The organism is Kitasatospora sp. NPDC032150 (assembly GCF_055579945.1).
On the sequence record NZ_JBVIMH010000003.1, the window covers coordinates 44,059 to 70,889 of the forward strand.

General features: G+C 70.6%; 29 protein-coding genes and 1 pseudogene. 9 read left to right on the forward strand and 21 right to left on the reverse strand.

Features of this window, described 5'->3' with window-relative positions; all coding sequences use genetic code 11:
• Positions 1-5: 5 nt before the first annotated feature.
• The 9 genes from ACZ5ON_RS04585 to ACZ5ON_RS04625 all read right to left on the reverse strand — a co-directional run bounded on the left by ACZ5ON_RS04585 (position 6) and on the right by ACZ5ON_RS04625 (position 7,558).
• The gene (locus ACZ5ON_RS04585; protein WP_465585441.1) at positions 6-551 is read right to left on the reverse strand and encodes an acetyl-CoA carboxylase biotin carboxyl carrier protein; all 546 of its coding nucleotides are present in this window, start codon (positions 549-551) and stop codon (positions 6-8) included.
• Positions 548-2,284: an acetyl-CoA carboxylase, carboxyltransferase subunit beta gene (gene accD / locus ACZ5ON_RS04590; protein ID WP_465585443.1), complete on the reverse strand. Its 1,737-nt coding sequence runs from the start codon at positions 2,282-2,284 to the stop codon at positions 548-550. The genes ACZ5ON_RS04585 and accD overlap by 4 nt, the downstream gene beginning before the upstream one ends.
• A 48-nt stretch (positions 2,285-2,332) precedes the next feature.
• Positions 2,333-2,665: a TcmI family type II polyketide cyclase gene (locus ACZ5ON_RS04595; protein WP_465586108.1), complete on the reverse strand. Its 333-nt coding sequence runs from the start codon at positions 2,663-2,665 to the stop codon at positions 2,333-2,335.
• Between the two features lie 5 nt (positions 2,666-2,670).
• Positions 2,671-3,129 carry an SRPBCC family protein gene (locus ACZ5ON_RS04600; RefSeq protein WP_465585446.1) on the reverse strand — a complete coding sequence of 153 codons (459 nt, stop codon included), beginning with the start codon at positions 3,127-3,129 and terminating at the stop codon, positions 2,671-2,673.
• 1 nt (position 3,130) lies between these two features.
• Complete coding sequence (locus ACZ5ON_RS04605; protein WP_344640381.1) at positions 3,131-3,388, reverse strand: acyl carrier protein; 258 nt, start codon at positions 3,386-3,388, stop codon at positions 3,131-3,133.
• A 64-nt stretch (positions 3,389-3,452) separates the two neighbouring features.
• Positions 3,453-4,694, reverse strand: coding sequence for a beta-ketoacyl synthase N-terminal-like domain-containing protein (locus ACZ5ON_RS04610; protein WP_465585450.1), 1,242 nt, complete (start codon positions 4,692-4,694; stop codon positions 3,453-3,455).
• 6 nt (positions 4,695-4,700) lie between these two features.
• The gene (locus tag ACZ5ON_RS04615; RefSeq protein ID WP_465585453.1) at positions 4,701-5,957 is read right to left on the reverse strand and encodes a beta-ketoacyl-[acyl-carrier-protein] synthase family protein; all 1,257 of its coding nucleotides are present in this window, start codon (positions 5,955-5,957) and stop codon (positions 4,701-4,703) included.
• Positions 5,954-6,379, reverse strand: coding sequence for a cupin domain-containing protein (locus ACZ5ON_RS04620; RefSeq protein WP_465585459.1), 426 nt, complete (start codon positions 6,377-6,379; stop codon positions 5,954-5,956). Before ACZ5ON_RS04620 ends, ACZ5ON_RS04615 begins: the two co-directional genes overlap by 4 nt.
• A 69-nt stretch (positions 6,380-6,448) precedes the next feature.
• A complete protein-coding gene (locus tag ACZ5ON_RS04625; protein ID WP_465585463.1) occupies positions 6,449-7,558 on the reverse strand; it encodes a SchA/CurD-like domain-containing protein in 1,110 nt (369 codons plus the stop codon).
• Between the two features lie 246 nt (positions 7,559-7,804).
• On the opposite strand from ACZ5ON_RS04625, the gene ACZ5ON_RS04630 reads away from it, so the two are divergent.
• Positions 7,805-9,430 (forward strand): FAD-dependent oxidoreductase, encoded by a 1,626-nt coding sequence (locus ACZ5ON_RS04630; protein ID WP_465585467.1) that lies wholly within the window; start codon positions 7,805-7,807, stop codon positions 9,428-9,430.
• A gap of 100 nt (positions 9,431-9,530) precedes the next feature.
• Here the strand turns inward: ACZ5ON_RS04630 and ACZ5ON_RS04635 are convergent, their stop codons facing one another.
• From ACZ5ON_RS04635 to ACZ5ON_RS04650, 4 genes and pseudogenes are all read right to left on the reverse strand, one after another.
• Positions 9,531-9,719 carry a YegP family protein gene (locus ACZ5ON_RS04635; protein ID WP_465585471.1) on the reverse strand — a complete coding sequence of 63 codons (189 nt, stop codon included), beginning with the start codon at positions 9,717-9,719 and terminating at the stop codon, positions 9,531-9,533.
• Between the two features lie 354 nt (positions 9,720-10,073).
• Positions 10,074-10,556, reverse strand: a complete 483-nt coding sequence (locus ACZ5ON_RS04640; RefSeq protein WP_465585475.1) for a DUF4232 domain-containing protein — start codon at positions 10,554-10,556, stop codon at positions 10,074-10,076.
• 293 nt (positions 10,557-10,849) lie between these two features.
• Positions 10,850-11,311, reverse strand: a pseudogene (locus ACZ5ON_RS04645) (GTP-binding protein); the annotation flags it as partial.
• A gap of 37 nt (positions 11,312-11,348) precedes the next feature.
• Positions 11,349-11,789, reverse strand: a complete 441-nt coding sequence (locus tag ACZ5ON_RS04650; RefSeq protein WP_465585478.1) for a winged helix-turn-helix transcriptional regulator — start codon at positions 11,787-11,789, stop codon at positions 11,349-11,351.
• A 152-nt stretch (positions 11,790-11,941) separates the two neighbouring features.
• Between ACZ5ON_RS04650 and ACZ5ON_RS04655 the strand changes: the two genes are divergently transcribed.
• Together ACZ5ON_RS04655 and ACZ5ON_RS04660 are read left to right on the forward strand one after the other, a co-directional pair.
• Complete coding sequence (locus ACZ5ON_RS04655) at positions 11,942-12,139, forward strand: hypothetical protein (RefSeq protein WP_465585479.1); 198 nt, start codon at positions 11,942-11,944, stop codon at positions 12,137-12,139.
• Between the two features lie 122 nt (positions 12,140-12,261).
• Positions 12,262-13,359: a Gfo/Idh/MocA family protein gene (locus ACZ5ON_RS04660; RefSeq protein ID WP_465585481.1), complete on the forward strand. Its 1,098-nt coding sequence runs from the start codon at positions 12,262-12,264 to the stop codon at positions 13,357-13,359.
• Positions 13,360-13,564: 205 nt separating this feature from the next.
• Here ACZ5ON_RS04660 and ACZ5ON_RS04665 read toward each other — a convergent pair whose 3' ends face one another.
• Genes ACZ5ON_RS04665 through ACZ5ON_RS04675 form a run of 3 tightly spaced genes read right to left on the reverse strand, consistent with a single transcriptional unit; the run spans position 13,565 to position 16,016 of the window.
• Positions 13,565-14,542, reverse strand: a complete 978-nt coding sequence (locus ACZ5ON_RS04665) for a DUF6529 family protein (protein WP_465585483.1) — start codon at positions 14,540-14,542, stop codon at positions 13,565-13,567.
• The gene (locus ACZ5ON_RS04670; protein ID WP_465585487.1) at positions 14,539-15,492 is read right to left on the reverse strand and encodes a metallophosphoesterase family protein; all 954 of its coding nucleotides are present in this window, start codon (positions 15,490-15,492) and stop codon (positions 14,539-14,541) included. Before ACZ5ON_RS04670 ends, ACZ5ON_RS04665 begins: the two co-directional genes overlap by 4 nt.
• Positions 15,489-16,016: a cupredoxin domain-containing protein gene (locus tag ACZ5ON_RS04675; protein WP_465585490.1), complete on the reverse strand. Its 528-nt coding sequence runs from the start codon at positions 16,014-16,016 to the stop codon at positions 15,489-15,491. The genes ACZ5ON_RS04670 and ACZ5ON_RS04675 overlap by 4 nt, the downstream gene beginning before the upstream one ends.
• Positions 16,017-16,947: 931 nt before the next feature.
• Between ACZ5ON_RS04675 and ACZ5ON_RS04680 the strand changes: the two genes are divergently transcribed.
• Positions 16,948-19,413: a D-alanyl-D-alanine carboxypeptidase family protein gene (locus tag ACZ5ON_RS04680; protein ID WP_465585493.1), complete on the forward strand. Its 2,466-nt coding sequence runs from the start codon at positions 16,948-16,950 to the stop codon at positions 19,411-19,413.
• Positions 19,414-19,850: 437 nt separating this feature from the next.
• Here ACZ5ON_RS04680 and ACZ5ON_RS04685 read toward each other — a convergent pair whose 3' ends face one another.
• Entirely contained in the window at positions 19,851-20,567 is a 717-nt protein-coding gene (locus ACZ5ON_RS04685) for an LmeA family phospholipid-binding protein (RefSeq protein WP_465585495.1), read from the reverse strand.
• A gap of 165 nt (positions 20,568-20,732) precedes the next feature.
• A complete protein-coding gene (locus ACZ5ON_RS04690; RefSeq protein ID WP_465585497.1) occupies positions 20,733-21,050 on the reverse strand; it encodes a helix-turn-helix domain-containing protein in 318 nt (105 codons plus the stop codon).
• Positions 21,051-21,272: 222 nt separating this feature from the next.
• Here ACZ5ON_RS04690 and ACZ5ON_RS04695 point away from each other — a divergent pair, with 222 nt between their 5' ends.
• The 3 genes from ACZ5ON_RS04695 to ACZ5ON_RS04705 all read left to right on the forward strand — a co-directional run bounded on the left by ACZ5ON_RS04695 (position 21,273) and on the right by ACZ5ON_RS04705 (position 22,733).
• Positions 21,273-22,064, forward strand: a complete 792-nt coding sequence (locus ACZ5ON_RS04695; protein ID WP_465585499.1) for an rRNA adenine N-6-methyltransferase family protein — start codon at positions 21,273-21,275, stop codon at positions 22,062-22,064.
• Between the two features lie 91 nt (positions 22,065-22,155).
• Entirely contained in the window at positions 22,156-22,356 is a 201-nt protein-coding gene (locus ACZ5ON_RS04700) for a DUF1737 domain-containing protein (protein WP_465585502.1), read from the forward strand.
• A 194-nt stretch (positions 22,357-22,550) separates the two neighbouring features.
• Positions 22,551-22,733 (forward strand): hypothetical protein, encoded by a 183-nt coding sequence (locus tag ACZ5ON_RS04705; protein ID WP_465585506.1) that lies wholly within the window; start codon positions 22,551-22,553, stop codon positions 22,731-22,733.
• Positions 22,734-22,780: 47 nt separating this feature from the next.
• On the opposite strand, the gene ACZ5ON_RS04710 is transcribed toward ACZ5ON_RS04705, so the two are convergent.
• Together ACZ5ON_RS04710 and ACZ5ON_RS04715 are read right to left on the reverse strand one after the other, a co-directional pair.
• Positions 22,781-23,803, reverse strand: a complete 1,023-nt coding sequence (locus tag ACZ5ON_RS04710; protein WP_465585509.1) for an alcohol dehydrogenase — start codon at positions 23,801-23,803, stop codon at positions 22,781-22,783.
• A 176-nt stretch (positions 23,804-23,979) separates the two neighbouring features.
• The gene (locus tag ACZ5ON_RS04715; protein WP_465585511.1) at positions 23,980-24,750 is read right to left on the reverse strand and encodes a class I SAM-dependent methyltransferase; all 771 of its coding nucleotides are present in this window, start codon (positions 24,748-24,750) and stop codon (positions 23,980-23,982) included.
• Between the two features lie 171 nt (positions 24,751-24,921).
• On the opposite strand from ACZ5ON_RS04715, the gene ACZ5ON_RS04720 reads away from it, so the two are divergent.
• Both ACZ5ON_RS04720 and ACZ5ON_RS04725 read left to right on the forward strand, forming a co-directional pair.
• The gene (locus ACZ5ON_RS04720; RefSeq protein ID WP_465585513.1) at positions 24,922-25,185 is read left to right on the forward strand and encodes a hypothetical protein; all 264 of its coding nucleotides are present in this window, start codon (positions 24,922-24,924) and stop codon (positions 25,183-25,185) included.
• Between the two features lie 16 nt (positions 25,186-25,201).
• Entirely contained in the window at positions 25,202-25,411 is a 210-nt protein-coding gene (locus ACZ5ON_RS04725) for a P27 family phage terminase small subunit (RefSeq protein ID WP_465585515.1), read from the forward strand.
• A gap of 146 nt (positions 25,412-25,557) precedes the next feature.
• Here ACZ5ON_RS04725 and ACZ5ON_RS04730 read toward each other — a convergent pair whose 3' ends face one another.
• Positions 25,558-26,802: a tetratricopeptide repeat protein gene (locus tag ACZ5ON_RS04730; protein WP_465585517.1), complete on the reverse strand. Its 1,245-nt coding sequence runs from the start codon at positions 26,800-26,802 to the stop codon at positions 25,558-25,560.
• Positions 26,803-26,831 lie beyond the last annotated feature (29 nt).

Here is a 26,831-nt window from a genome sequence, read left to right on the forward strand (position 1 = left end):
CGCCCTCACCCCTCGGCCGCCGGCTCCACGGCGATGAGCTGCTGCTGGTACTCCACCGAGGTGCCGTTCGGCACCAGCAGCTCCACCACCCGGCCGGCGACCTCCGCCTCGATGGTGCTCATCATCTTCATCACCTCCAGGATCCCCACGGTCTGTCCCGGCCGGACGAGATCGCCGACCGAGACGAAGGGTGGGGAACCCGGCTCGGGAGCCTGGTAGAAGGTGCCGACCATCGGTGCGCGGACGTACCGGAGTCCGCTCCCCGGTTCCTCGTCCGGCACGGCCGCCGCCTGCCCGGTGGACGGCCGCACCGGCGGCTGCGGTCCTTCGGTGACGGGCCAGTCGATCTCCACGCTGGTCCGCCCGTGCTGCAGCCGGATCCGGGTCGGCAGCTGCGGCGAGAGGCCGGCCAGCTCCCGGACGGCCCGGCAGACCGCCTCCAGATCGGCCCGGCTGGCCTCCGCCGAGCCGGGGAAGGCGTGCGGGTTGATCAGCGTGACGGACTTGCGGCCGTTCTCCTGATGGGTCTTCTTGTCCACACCGAGTGTCACTGTGCACCTCTCTCGACCGTTCCGGCCGCCGGGCCGACCACCGGCCCGGCGGCGGTCCCTCCGTCCGCCCCGGCCACCTCGACACCGAAGCGGCGGAAGCGCTGCTTGCGTTCCGCGAGCAGCCGTGCGGGCTCCCAGGGGATCAGCTCGCCGAGAGCCGCGGTCAGCGCCTCGCCGAGCATCGCGGCCGCGCCCGCGTGGTCCCGGTGCGCGCCGCCGTCCGGTTCGGGGACGACGCCGTCCACGACGCCGAGCCGGAGCAGCTCACCGGCGTGCAGGCGGAGCGCGTTGGCGGCGGTGGGCGCGGCCGCGGGGTCCTTCCAGAGGATGGCTGCGCAGCCCTCCGGACTGATCACGGAGTAGACGCCGTTGGCGCTCACCAGCACCCGGTCGCCGATGCCGAGGGCTAGCGCCCCGCCGCTGCCGCCCTCGCCGATCAACACGGTGACGATCGGTACCGGCAGCCGGGACATCAGACGGAGGTTCTCGGCGATGGCGATGGCCTGGCCGCCGCGCTCGGCGTCGGGGCCCGGGTTGGCGCCGGGGGTGTCGACCAGGGTGACCAGCGGGAGCCTGAGCTTGGCGGCCATCCGCATCAGCCTGGCCGCCTTGCGGTAGCCGGCGGGGGAGGGCATGCCGAAGCGGCGGCGCCGGCGCTCGGCCAGATCGGGACCGCCCTTGTGATGGCCGATCAGCACCACCGGGAGCCCGCCGAGCCGGCCGAGGCCACCGATGATGGCGGGGCAGTCCTCGCTGAGCCGGTCGCCGTGCAGTTCGAGAAAGTCGTCGAGCAGACGGCCCACGTAGTCGAGGCTGCTGGGCCGGTCGGGGTGCCGGGCCAGCCGGACGGCGGCCCAGGAGTCGTGTCCGGCCGGGGCGGCAGCCCTGCGCGGGACCCGCCCCGGTGGGCGGCCCGGCTCGGGCGGCCCGGCGGGGGAGCGCAGGCCCAGTAGCCGGCCGAGCGTGGCGCGCAGCGCGGGCCGGGCCACGACGTCGTCAACCAGGCCGTGGGCCAGCAAGAACTCGGCGGTCTGGAAGCCCTCGGGCAGCTTCTCGCCGGTGGTCTGCTCGATCACCCGGGGCCCGGCGAAGCCCATCCGGGCCCCGGGCTCTGCGATGATCACATCGGCCAGGGTGGCGAAGGAGGCCGCCACCCCGCCGTAGGTCGGGTCGGTGATCAGCGAGATCACCAGGATCCCGGCCTCGTCCAGTTCGGCCAGCGCCTGTGCGGTCTTGGCCATCTGCATCAAGGAGAGCACCCCCTCCTGCATCCGCGCTCCACCGGAGGCGCAGACCAGCAGGAGGGGGGTGCGCAGCCGCAGGCTGGTCTCGGCGGCCTCGGTGATCTGGGCGCCGACCCCGCACCCTAGGCTGCCGCCGAGGAAACGGAAGTCCATGGCGGCGATGACCACCGGCTGCCCCTCGATCCGCCCGGTCGCGCAGAGCACGGCGTCCTCAAGGCCGGTGTCGGCGCGGGCGTCGGCCAGCCGCTCGTGGTACGGGCGGCTGTCGACGAATGCGAGCGGGTCGTGCAGCGCCGCGACCTGGCGCAGCGGCTCGGCTGATCCGGGGTCGAGCAGCTGGTCCAGGCGCTGCTGGGCGGTGAGCCGGCCGTGCCAGCCGCAGTCCGGGCAGACCCGCAGGCTCCGCCGGAAGCGGCGGCCGTAGATCAGGCCGGCGCAGTGTCCGCAGCGGACCCACTCCGGGTCCGTCCGGTCGTCGGTGTCCACCATGGCGGGTCCTCCTCCGGCCCAGCGGGATGCGGCTCAGCGGGATGCGGCTCAGCGGGACGCGGCGCGCTCCCAGCGGTAGAACTCGCGGGCCATCGCGTCCTTGGGCTCCCGCCAGGTGGCGGGGTCGTACGCCTGGACGAAGGCGGTGAGCTTCTCGCTCACGTCGCGGAACTCCGGGTGGTCCTTGTACCTGGCCACCGAGGGGCCCGGCGGCCGGTCGGCCTCGATCAGGTGCAGGTAGAGATCGCCGAACTGGAACAGGCTGCGGCCGGTGACCCCGACCAGGTGCGGCAGCTCGCCCCGGTCGGACTCGGCGAAGACCTCGGCGATGTCCGCGCCGCACTCCGGCTTCATCCGCGCGACGATCAGCGTGCGGTGCACGGTGTTCACCCCTTCCTCCCCGCGCGCTTCTCGACCTTGTCCCGGATGAGTTCCATCTGGATCCGCGAATTGCGGTTGATGTGGTTGGTCATCCCCTCGTCGTCGACGGGGGCGGTGGGCTTCATGGCGAAGTCCTGGATCCACCGCATGCTGGTGCCGCCCGGGACCTCGGCGTACTCCCAGCGGATGTCCATGTACTCGAACGGGCCCGGCTCGACCCGGCGGGCCTTGACGGCCAGCCCCTTGCGGTCACAGGTCCGCTCGGACACCCAGCTCCAGACCTTGCCGTTCTCGTCGGGGTGCATGGTGAGGCGGAAGGTGGTCCTGGCGCCCTCGCGCTCCAGCACCTCGACCGAGGCGTACTCGCTGAACAGCTGCGGCCAGTTCTCCAGGTCGTTGGTCATCTCCCAGACCAGGTCGACGGGGGCATCGATGACGACGGTGTTGTCGGTGTGACCGGGCATCTCATGAACCTGCTTTCGCGAAGGAGTTGTTGATGGCGACGAGGAACTCGGACGGCGTCTTGGCCATTTCGGCGCCGTCCACGATCTGCACACCGTGGCGGTTCTCCAACTCGCCCACCACACCGAGCAGTCCGAGCGAGTCCACGCCGAACTCCTCGAAGGTCGTCTCGGGACGCTGCAGGTCCCGCGGGTCGATGAAGATACCGGCCTTGCCCTTGATCAGGGCCGAGAGCTCGGTGTGGGTCAGGTTGGTGGGCATGCACTGCTCCTTGTCGGGTGTCTTCAGTTGATCCAGTTGGTCTCGGCGTGTGAGCGCGGCGGCCTCACACGTCCTGGCCCCGGCGCAGCACCAGGGCCGCGTTGGAACCCATCAGCCCCCGGCTGAGCACCAGCGCGGTACGCAGCTTGCAGGAGCGGGCGTAGCGGGTCACCAGATCCACCTCGTGGCAGACCTTGGTGACCTTGGGAGTGGGCGGGATGACGCCCTGCTCCATGGCGAGTACGGCGGCCGCCACGTCCAGCATCGGGGCGCCGCAGTACGCCCGGCCGAAGCCGGCCTTGGGAGCGGTGACCGGGACACGGCCCGCGTGGTCGCCCAGCGCGTCCCGCAGGGCCAGCACCTCGGCCAGATCGGCCTCCGGAGTGCCCAGCGCGTCGGCGAAGACCACGTCGATCTCGTCGGGCGCGCAGTGCGCCTCCCTCAGCGCGCCCCGGACGGCCCGGGCGAGGCCCTCCCTGGACTCCGCCCAGCGCGACGCCCCGGTGAAGGTGGCGGCGTGCCCGGCGAGTTGGGCCCGGATCCGGGCCCCGCGCGCGGCGGCCGCCGCCCGGGACTCGACCACGAACATCGCCCCGCCCTCGGCGGGAGCGAACCCGGCCGCCCGCGCGGTGAACGGCAGATAGGCCGAGTCCGGGTCGGCGGACCGGCTCAGCTCCGGGTAGCCGAGCTGGCAGACCATCGAGTACGGCGCCAGCGGGGCCTCCGCCGCGCCCACCACCACCGCCTCGGTGCCCCGCCGGATGGCCCGGGCCGCGTGCGCCAGCGCGTCCAGACCGCCCGCTTCGTCGGAGGCGACGACCCCGCACGGGCCCTTGAAGCCGCCCCGGATCGACACCTGCCCGGTACTGGCCGCGTAGAACCAGGCGATCGACTGGTACGGTCCGACGTACTCGGGGCCGCGGCCCCAGAGCTGCTGCAGCTCCCGTTGGCCGAACTCGCCGCCGCCGGAGCCCGCGGCGGTCACCACGCCCACGGAGAACGGCGATCCGGCCGCAGGGTCCAGCGCGGCGTCGGCCAGCGCGAGGTCGGCCGCCGCCATCGCGAAGTGCGTGAACCGGTCCGTCTGGACCAGGTACCGCTCCTCCACCGATCCCGACGGCTCGAAGCCCCGGACCTCGCCGGCGACCCGCAGCGGCTGGTCGCCGCAGCCCTCCCGGGAGATCGGCCCCAGCACCGAGGCGCCCTCCTGGACGGCCTTCCAGAAGTCGTCGGTACCGACCCCGTTCGGAGCGATCACCCCGATGCCGGTCAGCACCACGCGGCGCTGCACCTGATCGTCCGTCACATTGCCTCACCCTTTCCGACTGAGCACCACGGCTGACTGGAAGCCGCCAAAACCGCTGCCGACCGAGAGCACATGACGGAGCGGTATCTCCCGGGCGGTGCGCGGCACGTAGTCCAGGTCGCACTCCGGGTCAGGGGTGGAGTAGTTCGCGGTCGGCGGCACCACGCCGTGCGCCAGCGCCAGGGTGCACGCCACCAGCTCGATCGCGCCGATCGCGCCCAGCGAGTGGCCGACCATCGACTTGATCGAACTCATCGGCAGCCGGTAGGCGTGGGCGCCCAGCGAGCGCTTGACCGCGGCGGTCTCGTGCCGGTCGTTCTGCTTGGTGCCCGAGCCGTGCGCGTTCACGTAGTCGATCTCCGTGCCGTCCAGCCCGGCCTGATCCAGCGCCCGGTTGATCGACTCGGACATCTCCAGGCCTTCCTTGGTCAGCCCGGTCATGTGGTAAGCGTTGCCGAAGGTGGCGAACCCGCCGATCTCGCAGTACACCGTGGCGCCCCGGCGGCGGGCGTGCTCCAGCTCCTCCAGCACCAGCACCGCGCCGCCCTCGCCGAGGACGAAACCGTCCCTGCTGGCGTCGAACGGCCGGGAGGCGTGCTCCGGGTCGTCGTTGCGCGCACTGGTCGCCTTGATCGCGTCGAAGCAGGCCACGGTGATCGGCGAGATCGGCGAGTCCGAGGCGCCGGCGATGACCACGTCGGCCCGGCCCTCCTGGATCGACTGGAAGGCGTAGCCGACCGCGTCCAGCCCCGAGGTGCAGCCGGTCGAGACGGTCTGCACCGGACCGTGCGCACCCGCCTGCTCGGCCACCGCGGAGGCCAGCGTGCTCGGCGAGAACGCCCGGTGCAACTGCGGCCCGGCCTCGCGGTGGTCCACGTCCCAGCGCTCGCCGCCGGCGCTCACCAGCGCGTAGTCGTGCTCCAGGCGGGTGGTGCCACCGACCGCCGTACCGAGCGAGACCCCGACCCGCCACGGATCCTCGGCCGCCAGGTCGAGCCCGGCGTCGCGGACCGCCTCGGCCGCCGCCACCAGCGCGAACTGCACGTACCGGTCGGAGCGGGCCACCTGCTCGGCGTCCAGTCCGTGCGCTGCCGGATCGAAGTCGCACTCGGCGGCGATCCGGGAACGGAACCCGGTCGGGTCGAACAGCGTGATGCCCCGGGTCGCGGTCCGGCCTGAGGTCAACAGCGACCAGAACGCGGGCACGCCCACGCCGCCGGGCGCCACCACGCCGATTCCGGTGACCGCCACCCGCCTGGTCACGGTGCGACCTTCGCGGGTTCCGTCAGCCCCGGCCGCGGGGTCTCCTCGGTGTCGACGTGCCCGAGCTCGGGACGCGGCGCCAGCGGGCCCAGGTGGAAGACCATCTTCGCCTCGGTGTCTCCCACGTTGCGGAACCGGTGCCGCATGTTCACCGGGATCATCAGCCCCTGCTCGGGCCCCAGCGCCACGCTCACCCCGTCCAGGTCGGCCTCCAGGTCACCGCAGACCACGAAGACGAACTCCTCGGAGTACGGGTGGTAGTGCTCGCCGATCCGCTCCCCGGGCCGGATGATGGCCAGGCCCATGAACCCGCTGGTGGCGCCGCACATGGTGGGGGTGAGCATGGCGCGCAGGTCTCCGCCGCGCCGCCGGTTCGGCGGTACGTCGTCGACGTGCACGATGCGTGGAAGTTGCGTGGTCATGGCTGCTGCCTCCAGGTGGTTTCTGCCGGGGTGGTGGAGCGGGGATACGGCTGACGGGGCGTCATCTGGTCAGTCCGAGCTGCGATCGGTGACCAGGGAGAGCTCCCAGGCCGCGACCAGCAGCCGGGCGGTGTCGTCCCCGGGCCCGCCGGCGTCGGAACCGAGTTCCGTCAGCCGGCCGAGCATCGCATCGGGCCGCCCCCCGCGCACCCCGAGCGCGACCTCGACGGCGGACTTCGCCGGAACGGTCAGATCAACCTGCCGCACCAGCACGTCACCGCGGTGGAAGATCGTGCTGCGCACCAGCACACCGGCCGGATCGGCAGCTTCCGCGAGGTCCTGACGGTGCAGCAGTTCCGCCAGCTGCTCACCGCAGCCGCTGCGGACCGGGTAGCTCAGCGCGTGCCGGTACACCATCGCGGGCTCCTTGCGGCGAGCCACCGTGTGGTGCACGGCCGGCAGCGCCGCCCGCTGGAAGAAGTCCCGCGCGGAGAGCGGGTCGCTCAGGTCGCGGGCCTCCTCCAGGTACGGATTGACGGCCTCCTCGACCGCCCGTACCTCGGGCTGCTGCGCCACGTGCCGCAGTGCCGCGACCAGGTCGCCGACCACCTCGACCGCCCGCACCACCCGGTTGCCCTTCATGTAGAGCGAGGTCCGGGCCAACCGGGTGGCCTCGTCCACCCGGGCCCGGGGCGAGGTGTAGCCGGCGAGGATCTCCGCCACCTTCTGCTCGCTGCCCGGCCGCACCGTGAAGGTCAGTGCGTGCCGCACGATCCCGTCCGCGCTGCCCGCGGGCACGGGCCGCGGCGCCGCGCTGCTGTCGAGGGTGCCGCGGCCCGAGGTCTCCCGCATGATGCTGAACCGCAGTGACCTGGTGTCCCGGACACACCCGTGCAGCGGCCGCACCATCTCGCGGTGCGCCTCGCTGTCCACCCAGGCCAGGAACGGCTGGGCGCTCTCCCACTCGCTGGTGATCAGCCACTGCGCGGGGTTCTCGATCGACTGGCAGAGCTGGTCGCTGACATGGCCGGGGACCGAGGCCACCTGGTGCCGCAGCTGCTCGTAGGCGTCCAGGAAGCGGTCCTGCGCACCGTCCTGGACATCCAGCAGCAGCACCACGCGGAGACGCGAGTCCTGCGGTGTGGAGCGCTGCGCCTGAGGTTCGGACAGCGTGATCATTTTTGACTCTCCTTGGGCAGTTTTTAGGAAAGGCGAGCCCGAAGAAGCGCACTTCCGAGCCCTGCGAGCGCGTGATGTGACTCTCCGTGATCGCGTGAGCGCGTTCGGGCCTCAGCCTGAATCCGATCGTCGGGTGCCTGACCGAACCGCGCGAGATCTGCGGGCCATCCGGGCGAAACCCGCTCCGGCGGCGCGGCCGGAGGGGATGGATCACGGGTCCCGCACCGCGTACTCCTGGAGCAACCGATGAACCCGAAGACCGACGAGCGCGTCCCGGTCCTGATCGTGGGCGGCTCGCTGGTGGGCCTGTCCACCTCCCTCTTCCTCGGCCGCCTCGGCGTCCGGCACCTGCTGGTGGAGAAGCACGCCGACACCTCCCACCACCCCCGAGGGCGCGGGAACAACCTGCGCACCATGGAGCTCTACCGGGTCGCCGGCGTCGAGGACGACATCCGCAGCGCCGCCTGCGTCCTGGCCGGCAACCACGGGATCCTGCAGGCTCACACGCTCACCAGCGCCGACCAGGAGTGGCTGTTCCGGGAGATCGACCCGGGCGGCGCGCTGGCCAGGTTCAGCCCCACCAACTGGTGCCTGTGCAGCCAGAACGACCTCGAACCCGTACTGCTGCGGCACGCCCGTGAACTCGGCGGCACGCTGTGCTTCAGCACCGAGCTGCGCTCCTTCGAGCAGGACGCCGACGGCGTCACCGCCGTGCTGCGCGACCGGGAGACCGGCGCCGAACGCACCGTCCGCGCCGACTACCTGGTCGCCGCCGACGGTCCGCGCAGCCCCGCCCGCGAGCGCCTGGCCATCGGCCAGACAGGGAAGGGCGACCTCTTCCACAACGTCAGCATCACCTTCCGCGCCAAGCAACTGGCCGAGGTGGTGGACGACCGCCTCTTCATCGCCTGCTACCTCACCAACCCGGACGGGTCCGGTGCGCTGCTGCCGGTGGACAACGTCGAGAACTGGGTCTTCCACGCGCCCTGGAAGCCCGACCAGGGCGAGACCCTGGAGGACTTCACCGACCAGCGCTGCATCGACCACATCCGCACCGCCACCGGAGTGCCCGACCTGGAGGTCGAGATCACCGGAAAGGCCCCCTGGCACGCCGCCGAACGGGTCGCCGAACGCTACTGCTCCGGACGCGTCTTCCTGGCCGGCGACTCCGCCCACGAGATGTCGCCCACCGGCGCCTTCGGATCCAACACCGGCATCCAGGACGCCCACAACCTCGCCTGGAAGCTCGCCGCCGTCCTCGGGGGCTGGGCCGGACCCGGCCTGCTGGAGACCTATCAGCAAGAACGCCAACCGGTCGCCCGGGCCACCAGCGAACGCGCCTCCGCCCGCTCCGCCGAACACCGCCACCCCGGCTACGACGCCCTGCCCGGCACCGGACGGCAGAGCAACGTCCTGGCCGTGGCCCTCGGCTACCGCTACAACACCGGCGCCGTCCTCGGCGCCGACCCCACCGCACCCACCGTCCCCGGACGCTTCCAGCCGGACGGCGCCCCCGGCGGGCGGGCCCCCCACCTATGGCTGCGCCGCGCGGGCGTACGGCTCTCCACCGTGGACCTGTTCGAGAAGCACCTCGTACTGCTCACCGGCCCCGGCGGGTCCGCCTGGCACCTGGCCGCCGAACGGGTGGCAGGCAAGCTGGACATCCCGCTGGACCGCTACCGCATCGGCACCACCACCGAGGACGACCTGGCGCCCGAGCCCGGCACCGACTGGGCCACCGCCTACGGCACCGGCCCCGACGGTGCAGTCCTGGTCCGGCCGGACGGCTTCGTGGCCTGGCGTGCCACGGCGGCCGCGGCCGACGCGGAGTCCGTGCTCGGCGCCGTGCTCGGCGACCTGCTGCGGCTCTGACCCGCTCTGCCGGTTGGCGCCTCGACCGGACCAAGTGGCATGGCACAAAGGCCGGTTCCCCACTGTGAACGGAGAACCGGCCCTCGTGCCCGGGGTCGGGCTAGGCCGGCGTCGACGCCTCGTGGACCTGGGCGTACGGTGCGAGCTTGCGGATCGACTCGATGCTCTTCATCAGCGACTCCTTGCTGTCGTGCGGGTCGCTGGTGATCAGCACCGAACCGTTGCTCGCCTTCAGCCGGAACCGGTGCACGCCCGGCTTCTCGGTGTAGACCTCGAACTTGCCTGCCATGGAGATTTCACCTCTCGAATCTGGTCGCCCCCCCTCCCGACGCACCGTAGGCCGGGCGTGCGACCACCGCATGCTGAATGGGCCGTCCGGGTAAGGGAGTTCGAACCCCGAATCGGGTTCACTCTCTCGTGGGGACATGGCGGGGACATGGCGGTGGTAGCGCCACCCGTAGCGCGCACTGACCAGCACAACGTCATGGCCTACCCGGCCCCACCCCGCCAACCTGGGCTGGCGTGCTCGCTCGGCGGATCGACCTGCGGGCGTCGGCGGGCGCCGGTGGCGGCGCCCGCTCCTGTGCACCAGCAGGCTTGAGTCGGGGAGTCCGACCTGGGGTTCTCCGGTCCTTCGGAGGCCTCAGGAGGTGAAGACCACGCCCTGGCTGACCGGCTGGAGGGAGCCGACCGTGAACCCGGCGGGGGAGACGCTCAGTTGCGGTACCGGCTTGCCGTCGACGCCAAGGAGGTTGGCGGTGAGCTGGGTGGTCTCGTCAGGCGGGGTGATCGTGATGCCGGCCAGCACCTTGCAGGTCGAATCGGCCTTGTCGCAGGACGTCCACTTGAGGCCGGAGAACGCCGAGACGCCCGGCTTGAGGCTGACCTCGACCGGCTGCCCGGGGTGCGCGACCCGCGAACTGCCGGTCACCACCGGGCTGTTGTCGGCCAGCAGACCGCCGTAGCCGAGGTAGCCGTGGACCGTGCAGGTGCGCGAGCTCTTGTTGGTGAGCATCACCATCGCGGACCCGGGGTGATCCGGCTGCAATTGGACGTCGGCCTTGAGATCGGCAGTGTGGCAGCGGGTGGAGACCTTGCCGTCGGAGGCGGAAGTGCCGGACGCCACGGCCCCGGGACCCCCCGCGGAAGCAGCCGGCTTGCCCGACGCACCCGACGTCCCGGCACCCCCCGAGGGTGCTGGCGAGGCCGCGGACGTCGACGACACCTCGTCGTTGCACGCCGCCGCTCCCAGCCCCAGCGCCAGCACCGTCGCTGCCACTGCCACTGTCCTGCCAACCCGCATGATCCACCCCTCCGGTTCCGCGGACGGCACCCGGTCGTGCCTCCGATCACCCCAGGGGACGCCACGCTCCCGCCTGCCGGTTCGCCGCCTTCCGTTCCGGGGGCGTAACAGCCGATGCTCTCAATCTGGCGGCTCACTGCGCGCACCACCTGGCCGCGCCGGACCTGCCCGCGCTGCACCCCGCGCAGCAGCAGCGCGACGTTGTCGCCGGCCTCGGCGGACTCCATCGTCCGGCCGAAGGTCTCCACGCCCGTCACCACGGACTGCACGTCCGCGTCGTAGCCGAGCACCTCCACCCGGCTCCTGGGCGGAGACGACCAGGATCGCCGTCCAGCTGCGCCGCGCCCGTGATCATGTTCTTCACGAAGTCGGCGTGGCCGGGCATGTCGACGTGATGCATAGTGCCGGGTGGCCGTCTCGTACTCGACGTGCGCGATGTTGATGGTGATGCCGCGGGCGGCCTCCTCCGGGGCCCGGTCGATCCGGTCGAACGGGACGAAGGAGCCGCCGCCGCGCTCGGCCAGCACCTTGGTGATGGCGGCGGTGAGGGTGGTCTTGCCGTGGTCGACATGACCCATGGTGCCGATGTTCAGGTGCGGCTTGGCCGACGCCCTCTCAGACTGCCGGGGCCAGGATGGCCTCCTCCTCGACCTGTGCGTTGTCGTAGGCGGTGCGGGCCTGGTCGATCTGGTGGCGGTGGCGTTCGGCCCAGCCGGTGAGCGCCAGCAGCGATTCGTACAGCTCGCGGGCCATCGGGGTGGCGGTGTACTCCACCTTGGGCGGAACGGTCGGGTAGACGGTGCGGGTCAGCAGGCCGTCCCGTTCCAGGTTGCGCAGGGTGAGGGTGAGCATGCGGCGGCTGATGCCCTTGACCTGGCGCTCCAGTTCGGTGAAGCGTGCCGGGCCTTGGGTGGTTACGAGCAGGATGCCGATGCTCCACTTCCCACTCACCCGTCCGAGGACTTCGAGGACCGAGCAGGCAGCCTCCGCAGCGGGAGACTCGCACTGACTCGAGCCGCTGACCTGGGGTGTCACACGGGTGTTCCTCTGGGACATGAAAGTGCCTCCTTCCGCTGTCGGCCATGGTTCCAGAACATGATCTCTGTAACAAGACGTGCACCTAGCCGGCCCGCGCGGCGGCATCCGCGCCCCTGGTCACTTCCTGCGCATCGTCCTGCTTCCGACAAGAAGGCAATCAGCCATGGCCATTGACAACAGCTCTGCTGACCCAGGGCACCGCACAGATGCGGGACCTGCGCGACGGCTACAGCCATGCCTTCCTGGTCGCCGCGGGCTTCGTGTTCCTCGCCTGGGCGGTCACGTTCTCCGTCCTGCGGGACGGACGCCGACACCAGGACGCGGTCCGGCCGGAGAAGCAGACCGCGCAGACCGTCGCCGCGCGATAGCCGCGCGGCGCGGAACCCGGGCGTGAGCCAGGCCGCACGGGACGCGCCCGGCACTTGGTACCACCGGCCGACGGACAGGCCGACCATGCGGACGAGACAGACGGAAACGAGAGGTGTTCATCGTGGCGGACAAGATCCGAGTGGGAGTCGTCGGCGCGCACGCACAGCGGGGCTGGGCACGCGGGGTGCACCTGCCGGCGCTCTCGGCGCTCGACGACTACGAGATCAGTGCGGTCGCCGGGACCAGCGACGCATCGGCGCGGGCTGCGGCCGAGGTGTGGGGCGCCCGGCACGCCTTCACCGATCCCGAGGCGCTCATGGCACACCCGGAGGTCGACCTGGTCACCATCGCCGTACAGCTTCCGCGCCGCGACGGGCTGGTGTCCGCGGCCATCGCGGCGGGCAAGCACGTCTACAGCGAGTGGCCGCTGGCCCTGTCCGCAGCGGAGGCTGAGCGGTTTCGGACGGAGGCGCAGTCCGCGGGGGTGCGGCACGCGGTGGGGCTGCAAAGCCGCCACCATCCGGCGGTCCGGCTGACGCGCGACCTGATCGCGGACGGCCTCGTCGGAGAGGTGCTGTCGGCCTCGCTGACGTACTCCCTGTCGACACCGGAAGTCTGGTCCGAGCGGTACGCCGCGCTGTTCGACCACACCAAGGGCGTCAACCACGTGGCGGTCGTGGGCGGCCACTCGATGGACATGTACCGCTTCATCGTCGGCGACTTCACCGAACTGTCGGCGACACTGACGACCCGGATCCGCCGCGTCACGCTGGAGGAGACCGGGAAGGAGATCGAGGTGACCTCCCCCGACCAGATCGCGGTGGCCGGGCTGCTCCAGTCCGGTGCCGCCGCATCGGCGCACCTCATGACGGGCGGCCCGCACGGCGACGGATTCCGCATCGAGGTGCACGGGCGCGCCGGCCGGCTGGTGCTGCGCTCCACGGACGACTCGCTGGTCGGCCCCGAGTTCGTGCTCACCCATGCGGCGGGCGGCGGCGGGCCGGTGAAGCTGGAGGTGCCCGAGGGCTACCGGCCGCATCCGGCCGACGCGCCGCCGGCGGTGCGCAACGTGCGCCAGGTGTACGCCGGACTGGCGCACGCGATCCGCACCGGGGAGTCTTTCGAACCGGACTTCGGCACCGCAGTGCACACACACCGCCTGCTGGACGCCATCAAGAGGTCCGCCGAGAGCGGACAGCGGCAGACCCTGCGGGACTGACAGGGCCATGGAGGTTCCGAACGGTCGGCATCGCCGTTCAGTCCTCCCCGCGCGAGCGGAGGTCAGCCGTCGCTTGGCCTGGTCTGGAGCTGACGGCCGTCCTCCCCGCGCGAGCGCGGTCACGGGCACCTGGCGATTCCGGCGTAGGACGGACTGGGCCCCGCCGCGCGGGAATCCGCTGTCGGCCGCCGGGAGAGCGTTCTGCTCACAGGCCGGGTGCCTGGAAGCCGTTCAGGTACCAGAAGGGGGCGGCGTACCAGATCAGAGCGATCGCAGTGACGAGGGTGCCGCCGGCCAGGGGGAGTGCCCAGCCGGGCCAGCGGCGGTGCCGGACCACGATGACCTTGGCGACGAAGGCCCCGTAGAGGAAGCAGCCGGTGAGCGAATGCAGCGCCACGCGGGTGTTGGTCAGTTCGACGCCGTAGGCGGTGATGCAGTGCCGAGCGATGGGCAGGGAGAGGAGGAAGGCGGTCAGGCCGATGAGGCGGTGCGTGGTGTGGACCCCGTGCGGTGCGGCTCGCAGCGCGGGCAGGCGGCCGTACATCCACAGGGCGAGGAGTAGTTGGATCAGCGCCAGGCCCAGGAGCGCGGATCCCATTTGGGCCTTCAGCAGTCTTGCGTCGTCGCCGCGGTTCCCGAAGAGGCTGGTCTCGTAGTTGGGGGTGTGTGCCCGGCCGAACCAGAAGAGGCCGACCACCACCGCCACGGGCAGGAGGATCCACAGAGCGCCGTAGAGCCGTCGGTGGTCGGCGGGGTGAGCGAGGCCGGTCACGTACTCGGCCACCCCCACTCCCGATTTTGCCGCCGCAACCTCGGCTGCCTTCCAGGCCACGAGGATCAGCAGGGTGAGCGTCTCGGCGATGAGACTGAGCAGGGCCTGTGGGGCGGGTTGCAGGCCGTTCTCGGAGAACCCGAACAATCCGATGGTGCGGGATGCGACGAACCCGGCGAGCGTGCAGACGGCGATCGCGGTGGCGGCGGCTCGCAGTAGCAGGGGCGGCGCGAACAGAAGGAGTGCGGCCACTGCGAAGGCGGCGCTGGCCTGCAGCAGGAACAACGAGCCGATGACGTGGACGTAGCGGTATCCGTTGACGTAGAGCTGGGCGTGGATGTATCCGCTCGCCGCGAGTGTCAGGGCGAGCACCAGGCGCGGTGCGAGGGCGGGCAGGCTCCGGGTGTTCATGCGAGTCTCTCGTCCTTGACGGCCAGTGCGTGGTTGCCCTGCCAGTAGTTGACGGTGCGGATGCCGAGTGCGTCCTTGAGGCGTCCGGCGGGCAGTACCTGCGGGAGTGGGGCGGGGCCCTGGCCGGGTTTGGGGAACGGGTAGCAGGTGGGGCGCGCTGAGTGGAAGGTGATGTTGCCCTCGGTCTTGCTGAACAGCTGGTGGACGTGCCCGTTGAGGCATGTGACGGAGGAGAAGCGGCGGAACATCGACAGCAGTTGCACCGCGTCGTCGGTGCCCCAGCCCCACGTCGGATACATCGCGAACAACGGGATGTGACTGAAGATGACGATGGGGGTGTCCGACGACAGACCGGCGATGTCCTTGCGCACGAAGTCGATCTGATCGTTGCCCAAGTGGCCGAGTTGCTCCAGGTGCAGCGTGTTGACCAGCGCGATGAAGTGCACACCGTGGGTGTCGAAGCTGTACCAGCCGTCGCCGAGGGTGTTCTTGCCGAAGGCCTGCCGGTAAGCGCGTGGTCCGTTGTCTCCGATCGAGTCGTGCTCGCCCGGCACGGTGAAGACCCGGTCCGTGTCCAGCTGCGACAGCATCTGCTTGACCTGGTCGAACTGGGCGGGGGTGGACAGGTGCGTCAGGTCGCCGCTGTGCATGACGAAGTCGGGTCGGAACCCGAGGGAGTTGACCTGGTTGATCGCTTCGCCGAACGTCCCGGTGACGTCCATGTTGGCCGGGCCCTGGAAGCCGATGTGGCTGTCGGAGACCTGCACGAAATGCAGGTCCGCGCTGCTTGCCGGGGCCGCGCTCGCCGAACCAGGAATATGACTGATCACCTCTCCTGCGGCGACCGTCAGGACCACGGCACCACCGAACCAGGCGGAGTGCCGCATGAACTGCTGGCGGGTCATGCCGTGCTCGTCGCCGCCATCGGAGGCGCGGGAGTCCTCGGTCATGGCGTCACCTCCACGGTTGCGGTCATGAACGGGTGGATGGTGCAGAAGTACGGGTAGGTGCCGGGGGTGGTGAACGTGAAGCTGTAGGTGTCGTTGGTGGCCAGGGCCGCCGACTGCAGTGGCCCGCCCGATCCCTGCTTGCTGGTGACGGTGTGAGCGTCGGAGTCGGTGTTGGTCCAGGTCACCTTCGTGCCCGCCTTGACCCTCAGTGTGGCCGGGGAGAACGCAAAGTTCTTGATCGTCACCGCATTGGCGGCCGCTGGAGCGGACGGCTGCCCGCTGGTGGGTGAGGTCGAGGGGGTGCCTGGTGGTGGGCTGGCCACAACCGTACCGCTCGTTCCGGAGGCACCGGGAAATCCCGGCAAGGTCTGGCCGGGTCCGGGACTCAGCGCGCCGCCGGGTTCGGGGTGTGACGATCCACCGCACGCGCTGAGCAGTCCGAGTGCTCCGGCAAGGACGACAGCGGCCAGGCACATCGTGCGCGACCGCCGGACCGGCGGAGAGGAGCTCGCATTCATGACCATCGTTCCTTCTGCGCGTCCCCAGCCGCACGGGCGGGTGTGATCCAGGACCAGTCCGGGATCGGTCTTCTCGGATAGATGGACGACCGCGTTACACCCGTCGGGGGATGCTGGAAGGGGTGCAACCGGCGGGTTACTTTATGTGAGCGGACAGCACATTCCATGTAGCGAAACGAATTCCACAGCGGAGTCTCGTAGTTTCACCCTGGCGGCGGGCAGCGGAACGCCACGAGCAAGGAAGTCCCAGAGTTCCGGTGAACTTGTAGGCGAGCTGCCCAGGGGCGTTCAGCGAGTCCAGTAGCCGGTTGAAGCGGATGTAGACCCGCCCGCAGATGGGCAACGGCTTCGCCCCCACCGCGGTGGGGGCGAAGCCGTTCTCATTCGAGAGGTGACTTTCCTGCGAGGCAGTTCAGCCTTGCCGAACGGTCAGGTCCCGTCGGCGGCCGATTCGCGCAGGCCGTGGGGTGGCCTTCGGCGGGGACGCGGTGGGGACATGAGGGCGGAGGAGGACAGTGAGAGCCGGTGAAGGCCGAACGTCGAGCGATCGCCCACCGCTCCTGTCGCGCGCCGCCACGGGATCGCGAGCCCAGGCAAACGACCGCTCCTGATCCCGCACTCACCCCGGACACCGGAGCCGAGAAGCGGCTGGTCACCCGGACCCGGGAAGGCTACCGCGCCGTCCGGGACCTACTCGCCCGCTCTCTCCGTCTCACGGAACGCCTGGATCCACGGCCGGGTGCGCCGGTTCATCCGATGCCGGGGGTGGCCCTCTCGACGGAACCGTGCGGCAGGTGGATATCGTCTGCCGGACGGGTGGAACAGCGGAGCGCCCGCTGACGGGGGCCGGTGCGTCACACGTGCACCGGGACCGTCCGCCTGAATATCGGTGATGGGGCGTCGGCGGCGGCCTCGATGGATGCGTACGGAGAACTGGGTGACTGGCAAGGCCCTCGGCTGGGCGGAGCAGGAGTTGTCGGGGGAGACGGCCGGGGGGACGGAACCACCGACTGCGGCGCGGCGCAAGCCGCTGCCGCAGACCGGCAAGGCGGTGACCACCCCTGACACCGGGCCGGCCGAGGACGATTCGACGGCGGACGACGCACACCGGCTCCCGGCCGACGAGGGGGCCGCAGCTGACAGTGACACTCCGCCTGCCGACTCATCGGCTGCCCCTGAGGCCGCGCCCGCTGCGTCGAAGACCCGGACGCAGACCGCGTCGGAGGAGCCGAACGGCGCAGCGGGCAGCCCCATGCGGCGTGCCGGGACCACCGGTCCGACGAGTGAGGCGGAACCCGCCGCACCCGCCCGCACGGAACAGCCTGCCAGCCCCGCCAAGGATTCGGCGGATGTCGAGGACTCGGCCGACGCCGAAGAGCCGACCGACGCCGAGGAGCCGGCCGGCACCGAAGACGCGGTTGCCGCCGAAGCCCCGACCAAAGCCGAAGATGCGGCTACTGCCGAGGACTCGGCCGACGCCAAGGACTCGGCCGACGCCGAGGATGCGGCTGCCGCCGCGGACTCGGCCGATGCCAAGGACTCGGCCGACGCCGAGGATGCGGCTGCCGCCGAGGACTCGGCCGATGCCAAGGACTCGGGTGCGTCTGAAGCCAGGGACGGCAGCGCCGAGCTGGCTACCCCGGACGCCGACGCTTCGGCCGAGCGAACGACGCCCGCCACTCCCGGGGCGAGCCCCACGGGAGCGCCGGACGAGCCGGCAGAGGCCACCGTGCGGATCGCCAAGCCCACCGGGTTGCCGACCCGGCCGACGGACACCCCGAAGGCCGCCGATACGCCTGCCAAGAGCGCGCCTGCCGGAGACACGCCCACCAAGAGCGCGCCTGCCGGAGACGCGCCCGCCAAGAGCGCGCCTGCCGGAGACGCGCCCGCCAAGAGCGCGCCTGCCGGAGACACGCCCGCCAAGGAGACGCCGGCCGGGCCGAGGGATCGCACCGAGTCCGCCCAGGCGTCCACCGGTTCCGGCGGCGACACCACGATGAAGCTGCCCGTCCCCCGCAGGCCCGGCGCTGTCCGGGAAGTGGCCGTCGGAGCGGGCACCGGGCGACCCACCGAGCCCGAGCGGACCCGGGAGCAGCCGGTGCCGCCCGTTCCGGCGGAAGAGCCCCTGAAGGTGCTCGCCGAGCTGACGAACACTCCTCCGCCGCCGCAGACCTTCTGGCGCACCGTCCTGCGCCGGGTGAAGATCTGGACCCCGTTGGTCGTGCTGCTGGCGATCGTCTTCTGCGCCGTGCAGATGCTGCGCCCACTGCCGAAGGCGGTACTGGTGATGAGCGGCGCGCCGTCCTACACGTTCGCCGGCGGCCCGTTGGCCCCTGCCTGGCCGAGCGAGGGCGAGGCGGCAGTGGAGGTCGAGGGCGTGGGCAGCCTGGGGACGTACGGCGAGCAGAAGCCGGTGCCGACCGCCAGCATGGCCAAGGTGATGACCGCCTACGTCGTGCTGCACGACCACCCGCTCAAGGGCGATGCCCCCGGCCCGGACATCACCGTGGACGCACAGACGACCAAGGAGTCCAACAACCAGGACGAGTCGAGGGCCGAGGTCGGCGAGGGCCAGCACTTCACCGAGCATCAGATGCTGGAACTGATGCTGATCCCGTCGAGCAACAACATCGCCCGGCTGCTCGGCCGGTGGGATGCGGGGAGCGATGAGGCGTTCGTGAAGAAGATGAACGCCGCCGCCCGGCAGCTCGGCATGAACGACACCACGTACACCGACCCCAGTGGCCTGGATGCCGGCACCCGCAGCACCCCCGTCGACCAGCTCAAGCTGGCCAGTGCCGTGATGCAGGACCCGGTGTTCCGCGCGGTGGTCGCGACCCCGAACACGACCATCGACGGTGTCCCGCGCCGGATCTTCAACAACAACAACGACCTGGTCAACCCGGGCGTCATCGGCATCAAGACCGGGTCGAGCACGCCGGCGGGCGGCAACCTGATGTGGGCCGCGCAGCAGACCGTGGACGGCAGGAAGCAGCTGATCCTGGGCGTTGTGATGGGCCAGCAGAGCGGCTTCTCCCCCGACGCGAGCCTCAACAAGGCGCTGACGGTCAGCCAGAAGCTCATCACCCAGGTGCAGAAGGCCCTGACCTCGGCCACCGTCCTCAGGAAGGGTGAGGCGGTCGGCTACGTCGACGACGGATTGGGCGGCAGGACCCCTGTGGTCGCAGCCGCAGATCTGACGACGGTCGGCTGGCCCGGCATGAAGACGCAGCTGACGCTGTCCGCAGACGCCAAGGGCGTGCCGCGCAGCGCGAAGGCGGGAACCGTGGTGGGCACCCTCACCCTCCGGTCCGGGGCGGTGGCGGGCCCCCAGGTGCCGGTGGCCCTGCAGCACGACCTGAGCGCACCGGGCCTCGGCGCGAAGCTGTCCCGCCTCGGCTGAGGCGCCCGGACCGCCCCGGACGGCGACACCTCCCGCCGCTCGCCGGGTGCGCTGGAGGTCGTTGAACCGGGCGCGCGGCAGACCGGACCCGTGCGGGCGTCATCGGCGCCCGCCCGGGTCCGGACCGTTCCCGTGCCGGCACCGGGGACGACCGCTGACCGGGGACGGCCGTTCAGAAGGTGATGCTGCTCCCCGCGCTGTTGGCCGGCCGTTTGGTGTACGCAACGCCGTGCACCTTGAAGTTCGACGGATCGAGGAGGGTGATCGCACCGCCGTCGGCGCCGAGCCTTAATCCGTCCTGCTCGGCGGAGACCCTGAGGGTGTTTCAACCAATTGCTCGTCAGTCGCCCCGGTGCTGGTCACCATCGGCGGTGGCCAGCACCTTCGCCACCTCTCGGTTCAGTTGGCGGCAGTGGCCTGCTCAGCGGGCGACCCGGTCACCCCCGGTAGGGCGACGCGCCGACGACGACCTGGTGGCCGGTGAGTTCGAAGTCCACCCCGGTCGGCGTGGAACGCGCTGCGGTGAACCCGGTGTTCTGTGGCAGGTTGACCCGCCAGTCGAAGGAGGTCGTGCTGACGTCCGGGACGCTGATGGTGATCTCATCGCCCTGCGCCCTCATGGCCGCGACGGTGTCCAACTGGCGTCCGTCCCAGGTGCCGGTGACGCGGATCCGCGCCTCCTGCCCGGCCGACCCGGGTGCCGGACCGACGGTGAGCTCACCGCCGTGGCCCAGCAGCCGGGTCACCACGCCGGACAGGTCGCGGTACGAGAGCGTCAGGTTGCCGGTGACCAGGTCTGCCTCGGCCCTCCGCGCGGCCAAGGAGGTCACCTTCACGCTGCGCAGGTCGAGGCTGAACTTCTGCACGTTGAGGTAGTCGCCCGACGCGTTCACCGTCGTGCTGAGCGTGAAGTTGCCCGCGGTAAGCGTGACGTGATCCAAATGGCCGTCCGCCGCCTGTGTCAGGAACGGGAAGCCGTGGATCGACACATGTGTGAAACCGTCCGTCGTTCCCCCGCCGTAGTCGTACTTCTGCCGCGCGGCATCAGCCGCAGCCTGCTCCGCGTAGTGCACCGCGATCCGGTCCGCCGCGGTGCACAGCCCAGCCAGTACCACGACCAGGATCGCGAGCACCTTGATCCAGCGCCGCTTCATGTCTTCCCCCCTGATTTAGTGCCGAGTCCCCCCTGGACATCGGCAGCGCCGCCGGCGCGAGCCGGCGGTCCCGCAGCAGGCTAGCCGTGACGATCACGGAGTGACGGATCGGGGCCCCCGCGACATGAATGCGAAGGAGACAGAAGGACCCGACGTGATGTCAAGTCATCTGTGGGAGTGCGGAGATAATTTGCGCCGAAGGCCGATCCACATCAGTTCGAGCGTCGCTCCGGTCCCAAATGCCTTGTCAGCCGCTCTGGCGAAGTCGCGGGCGGTGGATTTGCGGCCCGTTTCTACGGCGGAGATGTAGCTGTCTGAGTACCCGCCCATGCGTTCGCCTAGTTCACCTTGGGTCCAGCCTCGCGCTTCGCGTGAGCTGCGAAGCTGTGCACCGAAAGCTGCCCGTGGAGAAGACCCAAGCTCCGTCCCGGGGTTGGTAGAGGTCCATTCCGCTTGGGACGGGGCACCACCCACTTCGGCCATTCCCAGCCCGGGATGGGCATGGGAAGGGCAATGTGGGTTGCTCGTAACTCCGTGCAACACCAAAACACAGGAGGAACGTTGAGTACCACGACCGATCTCCGCCCCGTCGGGACGACACACTGGTAACCCAACTCGCCGGCTGCGTCGTCCCGCGGCAGGTCCCGACGGACGGCTGTCGCAGTTGCCACGTCGTCATCGACGTTGCGCGGCCTGGTCGTTCGGATGCTCGAAGACCTTCGGGTGTCGCCGGGCATGTCGGTGCTGGAGATCGGCACCGGAACCGGCTACTCCACCGCGCGGCTGACGGACGTTCTCGGCGACGACCGGGTGACGTCTATCGAGGTTGACGCGGACGTTTCCGCGCGGGCGTCCGTAGCGCTCGGCGGGCTCGGCTACTGCCCCGAGCTCGTGACCGGTGACGGGCTCGCCGGACACGCGAAGGGCGCACCGTACGACCGGATCGTTGCCACGTGCGGGGTGCGGACGGTCCCGGCCGAGTGGATCGTGCAGACCCGTCCGGGCGGCGAAATCCTGGTGACCGTGGGCGGTCGGATGAACGCTTCCGAACTGGTCCGGCTCACCGTGGCCGAGGACAGGACGGCAGCCGGGCCGGTGCTCGGGGGTGGCGTCTCGTTCATGTTGGCCCGCCCGCAGATGCCCCCGCGGCTCGGCACGCTGCCCGATCTCGACCAGGGTGAGGCCAGGCCCACAGCTGTCGGTGCTGACGTGCTCGATCGCTGGGCGGCCCGGCTCGTGGCGCAGTTCGCGGCACCGTCCACGCAGTACCTCGCGATGGCCCGTAACGGGCGAACCGAACACGTCCTCGTGGACGTGGACGGCGGGTCGTGGGCCGTGCTCTTCGAAGACGGGGGCCAGTGGCTGGCCCGGCAGGGCGGCCCCGTCCCCCTCTGGGGCTCGGTGGCCGACCAGATCGCCCGGTGGCGCGGCGAACCCACGGGCGAACGGCTGCGGGTGAGTGTCGGCGTCGAGGGGCAGCGGCTCGAGTGGGACTGAGCCCGGAGTGGGCCTACGACCTTGGGAGCGATTGAGGCTGGGTGCCAGCCCGCTGGGTCGGTAGGTGGATGCGTCTGGGATCCTGCTCCTCATGAGCACACCACCAGACGGATTGCCCATCTACCGAGTCTTGACCGGACCGGACGACGCCACGTTCTGCCACCGTGTGAGCGACGCGATCGGTCTCGGCTACGAACTGCACGAAGGCCCCGCCGTCACCTTCAACGGTGAGAGGGTCATCGTCGCCCAGGCGCTGGTCTGGCCGACGCGGTCGCAGGGACGTGGTGAGTAGAGGTGGTCGCGATTGGCCCGTGACGTGGGAAGGGCGGTACGGGTTGGGTGAGTTGTGATGTTCACCCGGGCCCGTGCGGCCTGTTCCCATCCTGCCCTGTCCGGGGTCTCCCGGGCACACTTCGGCGAGTTGCTCGAAGAACTTTTGGGCCTCGGGTCTCCCTCAAGCTGACGCTCCATCGGATCCTCGTCCATATGGTCGCCGAGACCGATCGGCACGTCGGTCATGCCGACATCGTCCGGGAACTCGTCGACGGGGCCGTGGGCTTGCGGGACGGGAGCGACAACATGGCGCCCGGCGACCCCGCCAGGTGGGCTACCGGAGCCGGCTGGAGCGTGCGGCCGAGGAGGCTAACCGGGGAGCCGGGCCAGGTGTGATCGTTGAGACCCCACCTGACCGGGCCTGACGCCGTTCGTCCCGGCTGTCAACCGGTGGTGAGCACCATCCGGAAGCGGGCGGCGCCGGAGAGCATCTTCTGGTAAGCCTCGTCGGCCTGGTCCAGCGGTCTGGTCTCGATCATCGGGTGGATGTCGTGCAGGGCGCTGAAGGCCATGGTGTCCTGTACGTCCTGGGCGGTGCCGGAGGCGTGGCCGCGGACGGTCCTGGCACGCATGATCAGCTGGGCCGGGTTGATGCCCAGCGGGTCGGCAGTCGCGCCGATGACCACCAGCTCGCCGCGGTGGGCCAGTCCGTCCACGGTCGCGGTGATGGCGTCGGAGTTGGCGGCGGTGGCCAGCACGACCTTGGCGCCGCCGAGGGACTGCAGGGCGTCCGCGACGGACGTGTCCGCGGTGCTGTCGACGTAGTGGTGTGCGCCGAGCTGCTTGGCGAAGTCGGCCTTGCCGGCGCCGCGGGCGATGGCCACGGTCTCGAAGCCCATGGCAACCGCGAAGCGTACGCCCAGGTGGCCCAGGCCACCGAGGCCGAGTACTGCGACCAGGTCGCCCGGGCGGGCCGGGCTGCGGCGCAGTCCGTTGAACGTGGTCACGCCCGCGCAGGCCATGGGGCCGGCGTCGGTGGCCGCCAGCCCGTCGGGAATCCGGGCCAGGGAGTCCACGGGGGCGATCACCTTCTCCGCGAAGCCGCCGTCGTAGGTCCAGCCGGGGACCTTCAGGTTCTCGCACACGATGAAGTCGCCCTGGCGGCAGGGGGCACATCGATGGCAGCTGCCGCCGAACCAGCCCACCGCGACCCGGTCGCCCACCTGCCAGCGCTCCTGCGTCCCCTCGCCCAGCTCCTCGATGTGCCCGGCGATCTCATGCCCGGGGACCACTGGGAACCGGACGCCCGGCAGCGCCGCGTTGACGAACATGGCGTCGCTGTGGCAGACCCCGCAGGCCTCCACTGCGATCCGTACCTGGTGACGGCCGGGCTGTGGTACTTCCCGCTCGACGATCTCGAACGACTGGCCGACGGCGGCCACCTGTGCGGCTCGATAGGTGCTCATGCTCACTCCCCGGTGCTGGAACTACGCCTCCCAGCACCAGCACACCAGCCCCGGCCCGATCCCGCGCGTTGCGGCCGGCGGGATGGGGCCGGGCCTTCGTGCATGTCGGGCCATCGGCTGCTCACTGAATGGAGCATGGAGGTGGCTGTCCGTGAACGGGAACGCCGCTCCGCCGGTCAGGAGGTGGTCACCCAGATGGTCCAGTGGTCCCGCTCGTGGATCGGCCCCCGGGGCAGCCGGGCCGTGATGTGGTAGGCCAGCTCGGCCAGTTGGGCGTCGGTCAGCTCGTGCAGGATCGACCGGCCGGTGCGGGCCAGCAGGTCGGTTCCGACCTCCTCAGGTCCGGCGTACTCCCGGCGGAGTTCGGCCAGTTCCAGCGAACGGATGTCCCCGAAGCCGGCGGTCCGCATCGCCTCCTCCACCGCAGGTGCGGACGGGCGGCGCGCGGCCTCGATCCCCAGCAGGCCGGGGAAGCACTCGAAGAACCATCCGCGCAGGTGGTCGGCCGACCCGGGGCGGCGGACGTCCTCGATCGTCCGGTCCTGCACGATCAGCGTCCCGCCTGGCGCGAGCATCCGGCGGGCCTCCCGGAAGGCAGCCGGAAGATCGTCCAGATGGTGCACCAGGGCCCGTTCGAAGACGATATCCACGCTGCTGTCGGGCAGGCCGGTCTCCTCCGCCCTGCCCTGGCGGAACGTCAGGTCCGCCAGTCCGACGCAGTGCTCGCGCGCGGCCGAGATCATCGCGGCCGAGAAGTCCACCCCCACAACGGACTTGGCGCCGAGGTCCAGCCAGGCCGCGCAGTAGACCCCGCCGCCGCACCCGATGTCGGCCACCCGCCGCCCCTCAGGAGCCACGGTGGAGCGGATCGCCGCCGCCCAGTCCGCTCCGGCTCGCCGGCGGGTGTAGGTCAGGCGGTTGTGCTCGCTGTGGAAGTCGATGGGCATGTGTGCTCCTGTGCGGCGCCTCGGCCCGTATATCTTGATGTCAAGATATGCCTCAAGATCGGCTGACCGCCACCGAGTCGGCGTTCATCAGGGCATGATGACGACCCGAAGGCCGCCGAGGCCGGACTGCTCGCCTGGGCCGAAGCCCTCGGGCGGCTGGCTGCCGCCTCGGTGCCCCGGCGGGCCGAACTCGCCGATCTCCAGGCCCGGTTCGGCCGCGGCCTGCCGTCCTGGGCGGAGGATCCGTGGTTCGAGCGGAACGCCGCGGACCTGCTCACCCTCCTCGACCGGGTCGGCAGCCCGGTACCGTCGGGGCTGGCAGCGGAGTCGGCGCGGCTCGACACCGCCGTCCGAGGCGGCCACCCGCAGGCGTTCAACCCGGGCGACACCTGCCCGGACAACAACCGTCCGGTCGGTGGACCACTCGACTGTTAAGGATCTGTGCGTCTGCGTGGCTCGCATCGACCAGGCCGAGCGCGACCTGTCCGAGCGTGGACTCATGGTCACCGCCGAGCGCGGCACCGTGAAGAATGGGGCCGCCACCATCGCAGCACAGTACCGGTCCCAACTCGCTCGCTATATCCGAGTGTTGGGATTGTCGCCGAGCGCTCGCGTAGCCATTGCGCCACCGGAGCCGAATGATTCCGATATCTGGGATTAGCGGTCTCATCAGGTGATGGCGGCCGATCAATAATCGGAATTGCAAGGGCCCCGTCCTGCTCTCCCTCAACGGGAGCCAGGGCGGGGCCTTTCTGCATTTGGGGAGATCGCTCCGGCGTCAATGCAGAGCGCAGGCGCTCACTGCCGTCAGCGCGGGGCCGCCGGGAGGTGAGCGGCCGAACGCTTGGCCGCATCATGCGCACGGAATCCGAAGCTGATGAGAATGACGCGTTCTCCAGTGCCGAGGGGCGTCCTTCCGTGCGGGGTGGTCGCACCATCGAACACCACGCACTCTCCCGCAGCGAGATCGCACGCACGGTAGCCGTCAGCACCGATGAAGACAGTAGCGCTCACGGTAGAGGCTACGGCGGGGCGATCGTGTTTGAGGCACAGGATCAGATTGGCCTCACCGAACCCGAATTCGTCCACGTGGAAGTCGAGGAACTGCCTCTCTTCCAGATAGGCGATGTAGACACCGTTGTGCGGCTGCTCGACCTCCAGGCCGGTGGATCGTGCGACGACTGCGGCGAGATCAGCTTGCCCGGCGAAGCGGTTCGCGGCGTCGCCAACGGCCGCGTTCCACTTGCCGTTGTGAAGGTATCCGTTGGCGGTCAAGGCGTCTTCGGCCTCCTGCGCCATGGCGGTGATCAGCTCGACCGGGAACGGCTGGTCGCGCAGGTGGCGCGGGTGTACTCGCTGGTGTGCCGTCAGCCCGCGCACGGCGCTCCGGATGGCGGGGAAGTCTTCTGCCCACCGATCCGGGCTCCGGGCCGTGGTGTGGGACTGGAGCCACGAGGTCCACTGACCGCTCCATTGGCGAGACGCGGTGTCGTTCGCCGCCGATGCGGCGGCTTGGTCGATCAGTACTTCCACCCGTGAGAGTGCTGCCTGAGTGGACCCGATCAGCTCGGTGTCTCCCTTGGCGATCCGCAGCCGCAGCGCTTCCCGGAGAAGGGCCTCGGCGCCCGCGAGGTCACCGCGCTCCATCAGGTGCTTGCCGGTGTGCTGGAGCGCGAAGTCCACGAGTTCCGGGTGCTGGCTACGTGCGGTGCCCAGGGCGCTGCGGTATAGCGCGTCCGCAGTACGCACGTCACCGGCGTAGCGGTGGGCGTCGCCGAGGTTGAGCCCGGTGGCGATGACCGCCCGGGTGTTGCCGCTCGCTGCGGCCAGGTCGAGCGACTGCCGCAGGAAGGTGCGGGCTTCCTCGTGCTGGCCCAAGCACATCTGACCGACACCGATCCATCTGGTCAGGACCCGGGCGCGAGCGGGGTCGGCCCCCTCGGGCAAGGCCCGTAGTTCCCCCAGGAGTTGGCCGACCGCAGTAGTCAGCTCGCCCCGGTCGGTGGGGACCATCCGCAGGCCGGCGTCTTGTGTGATGAGGTGCTGGAGCACCGGACCTCCTCGTTCGGTTCTGCTCAGCG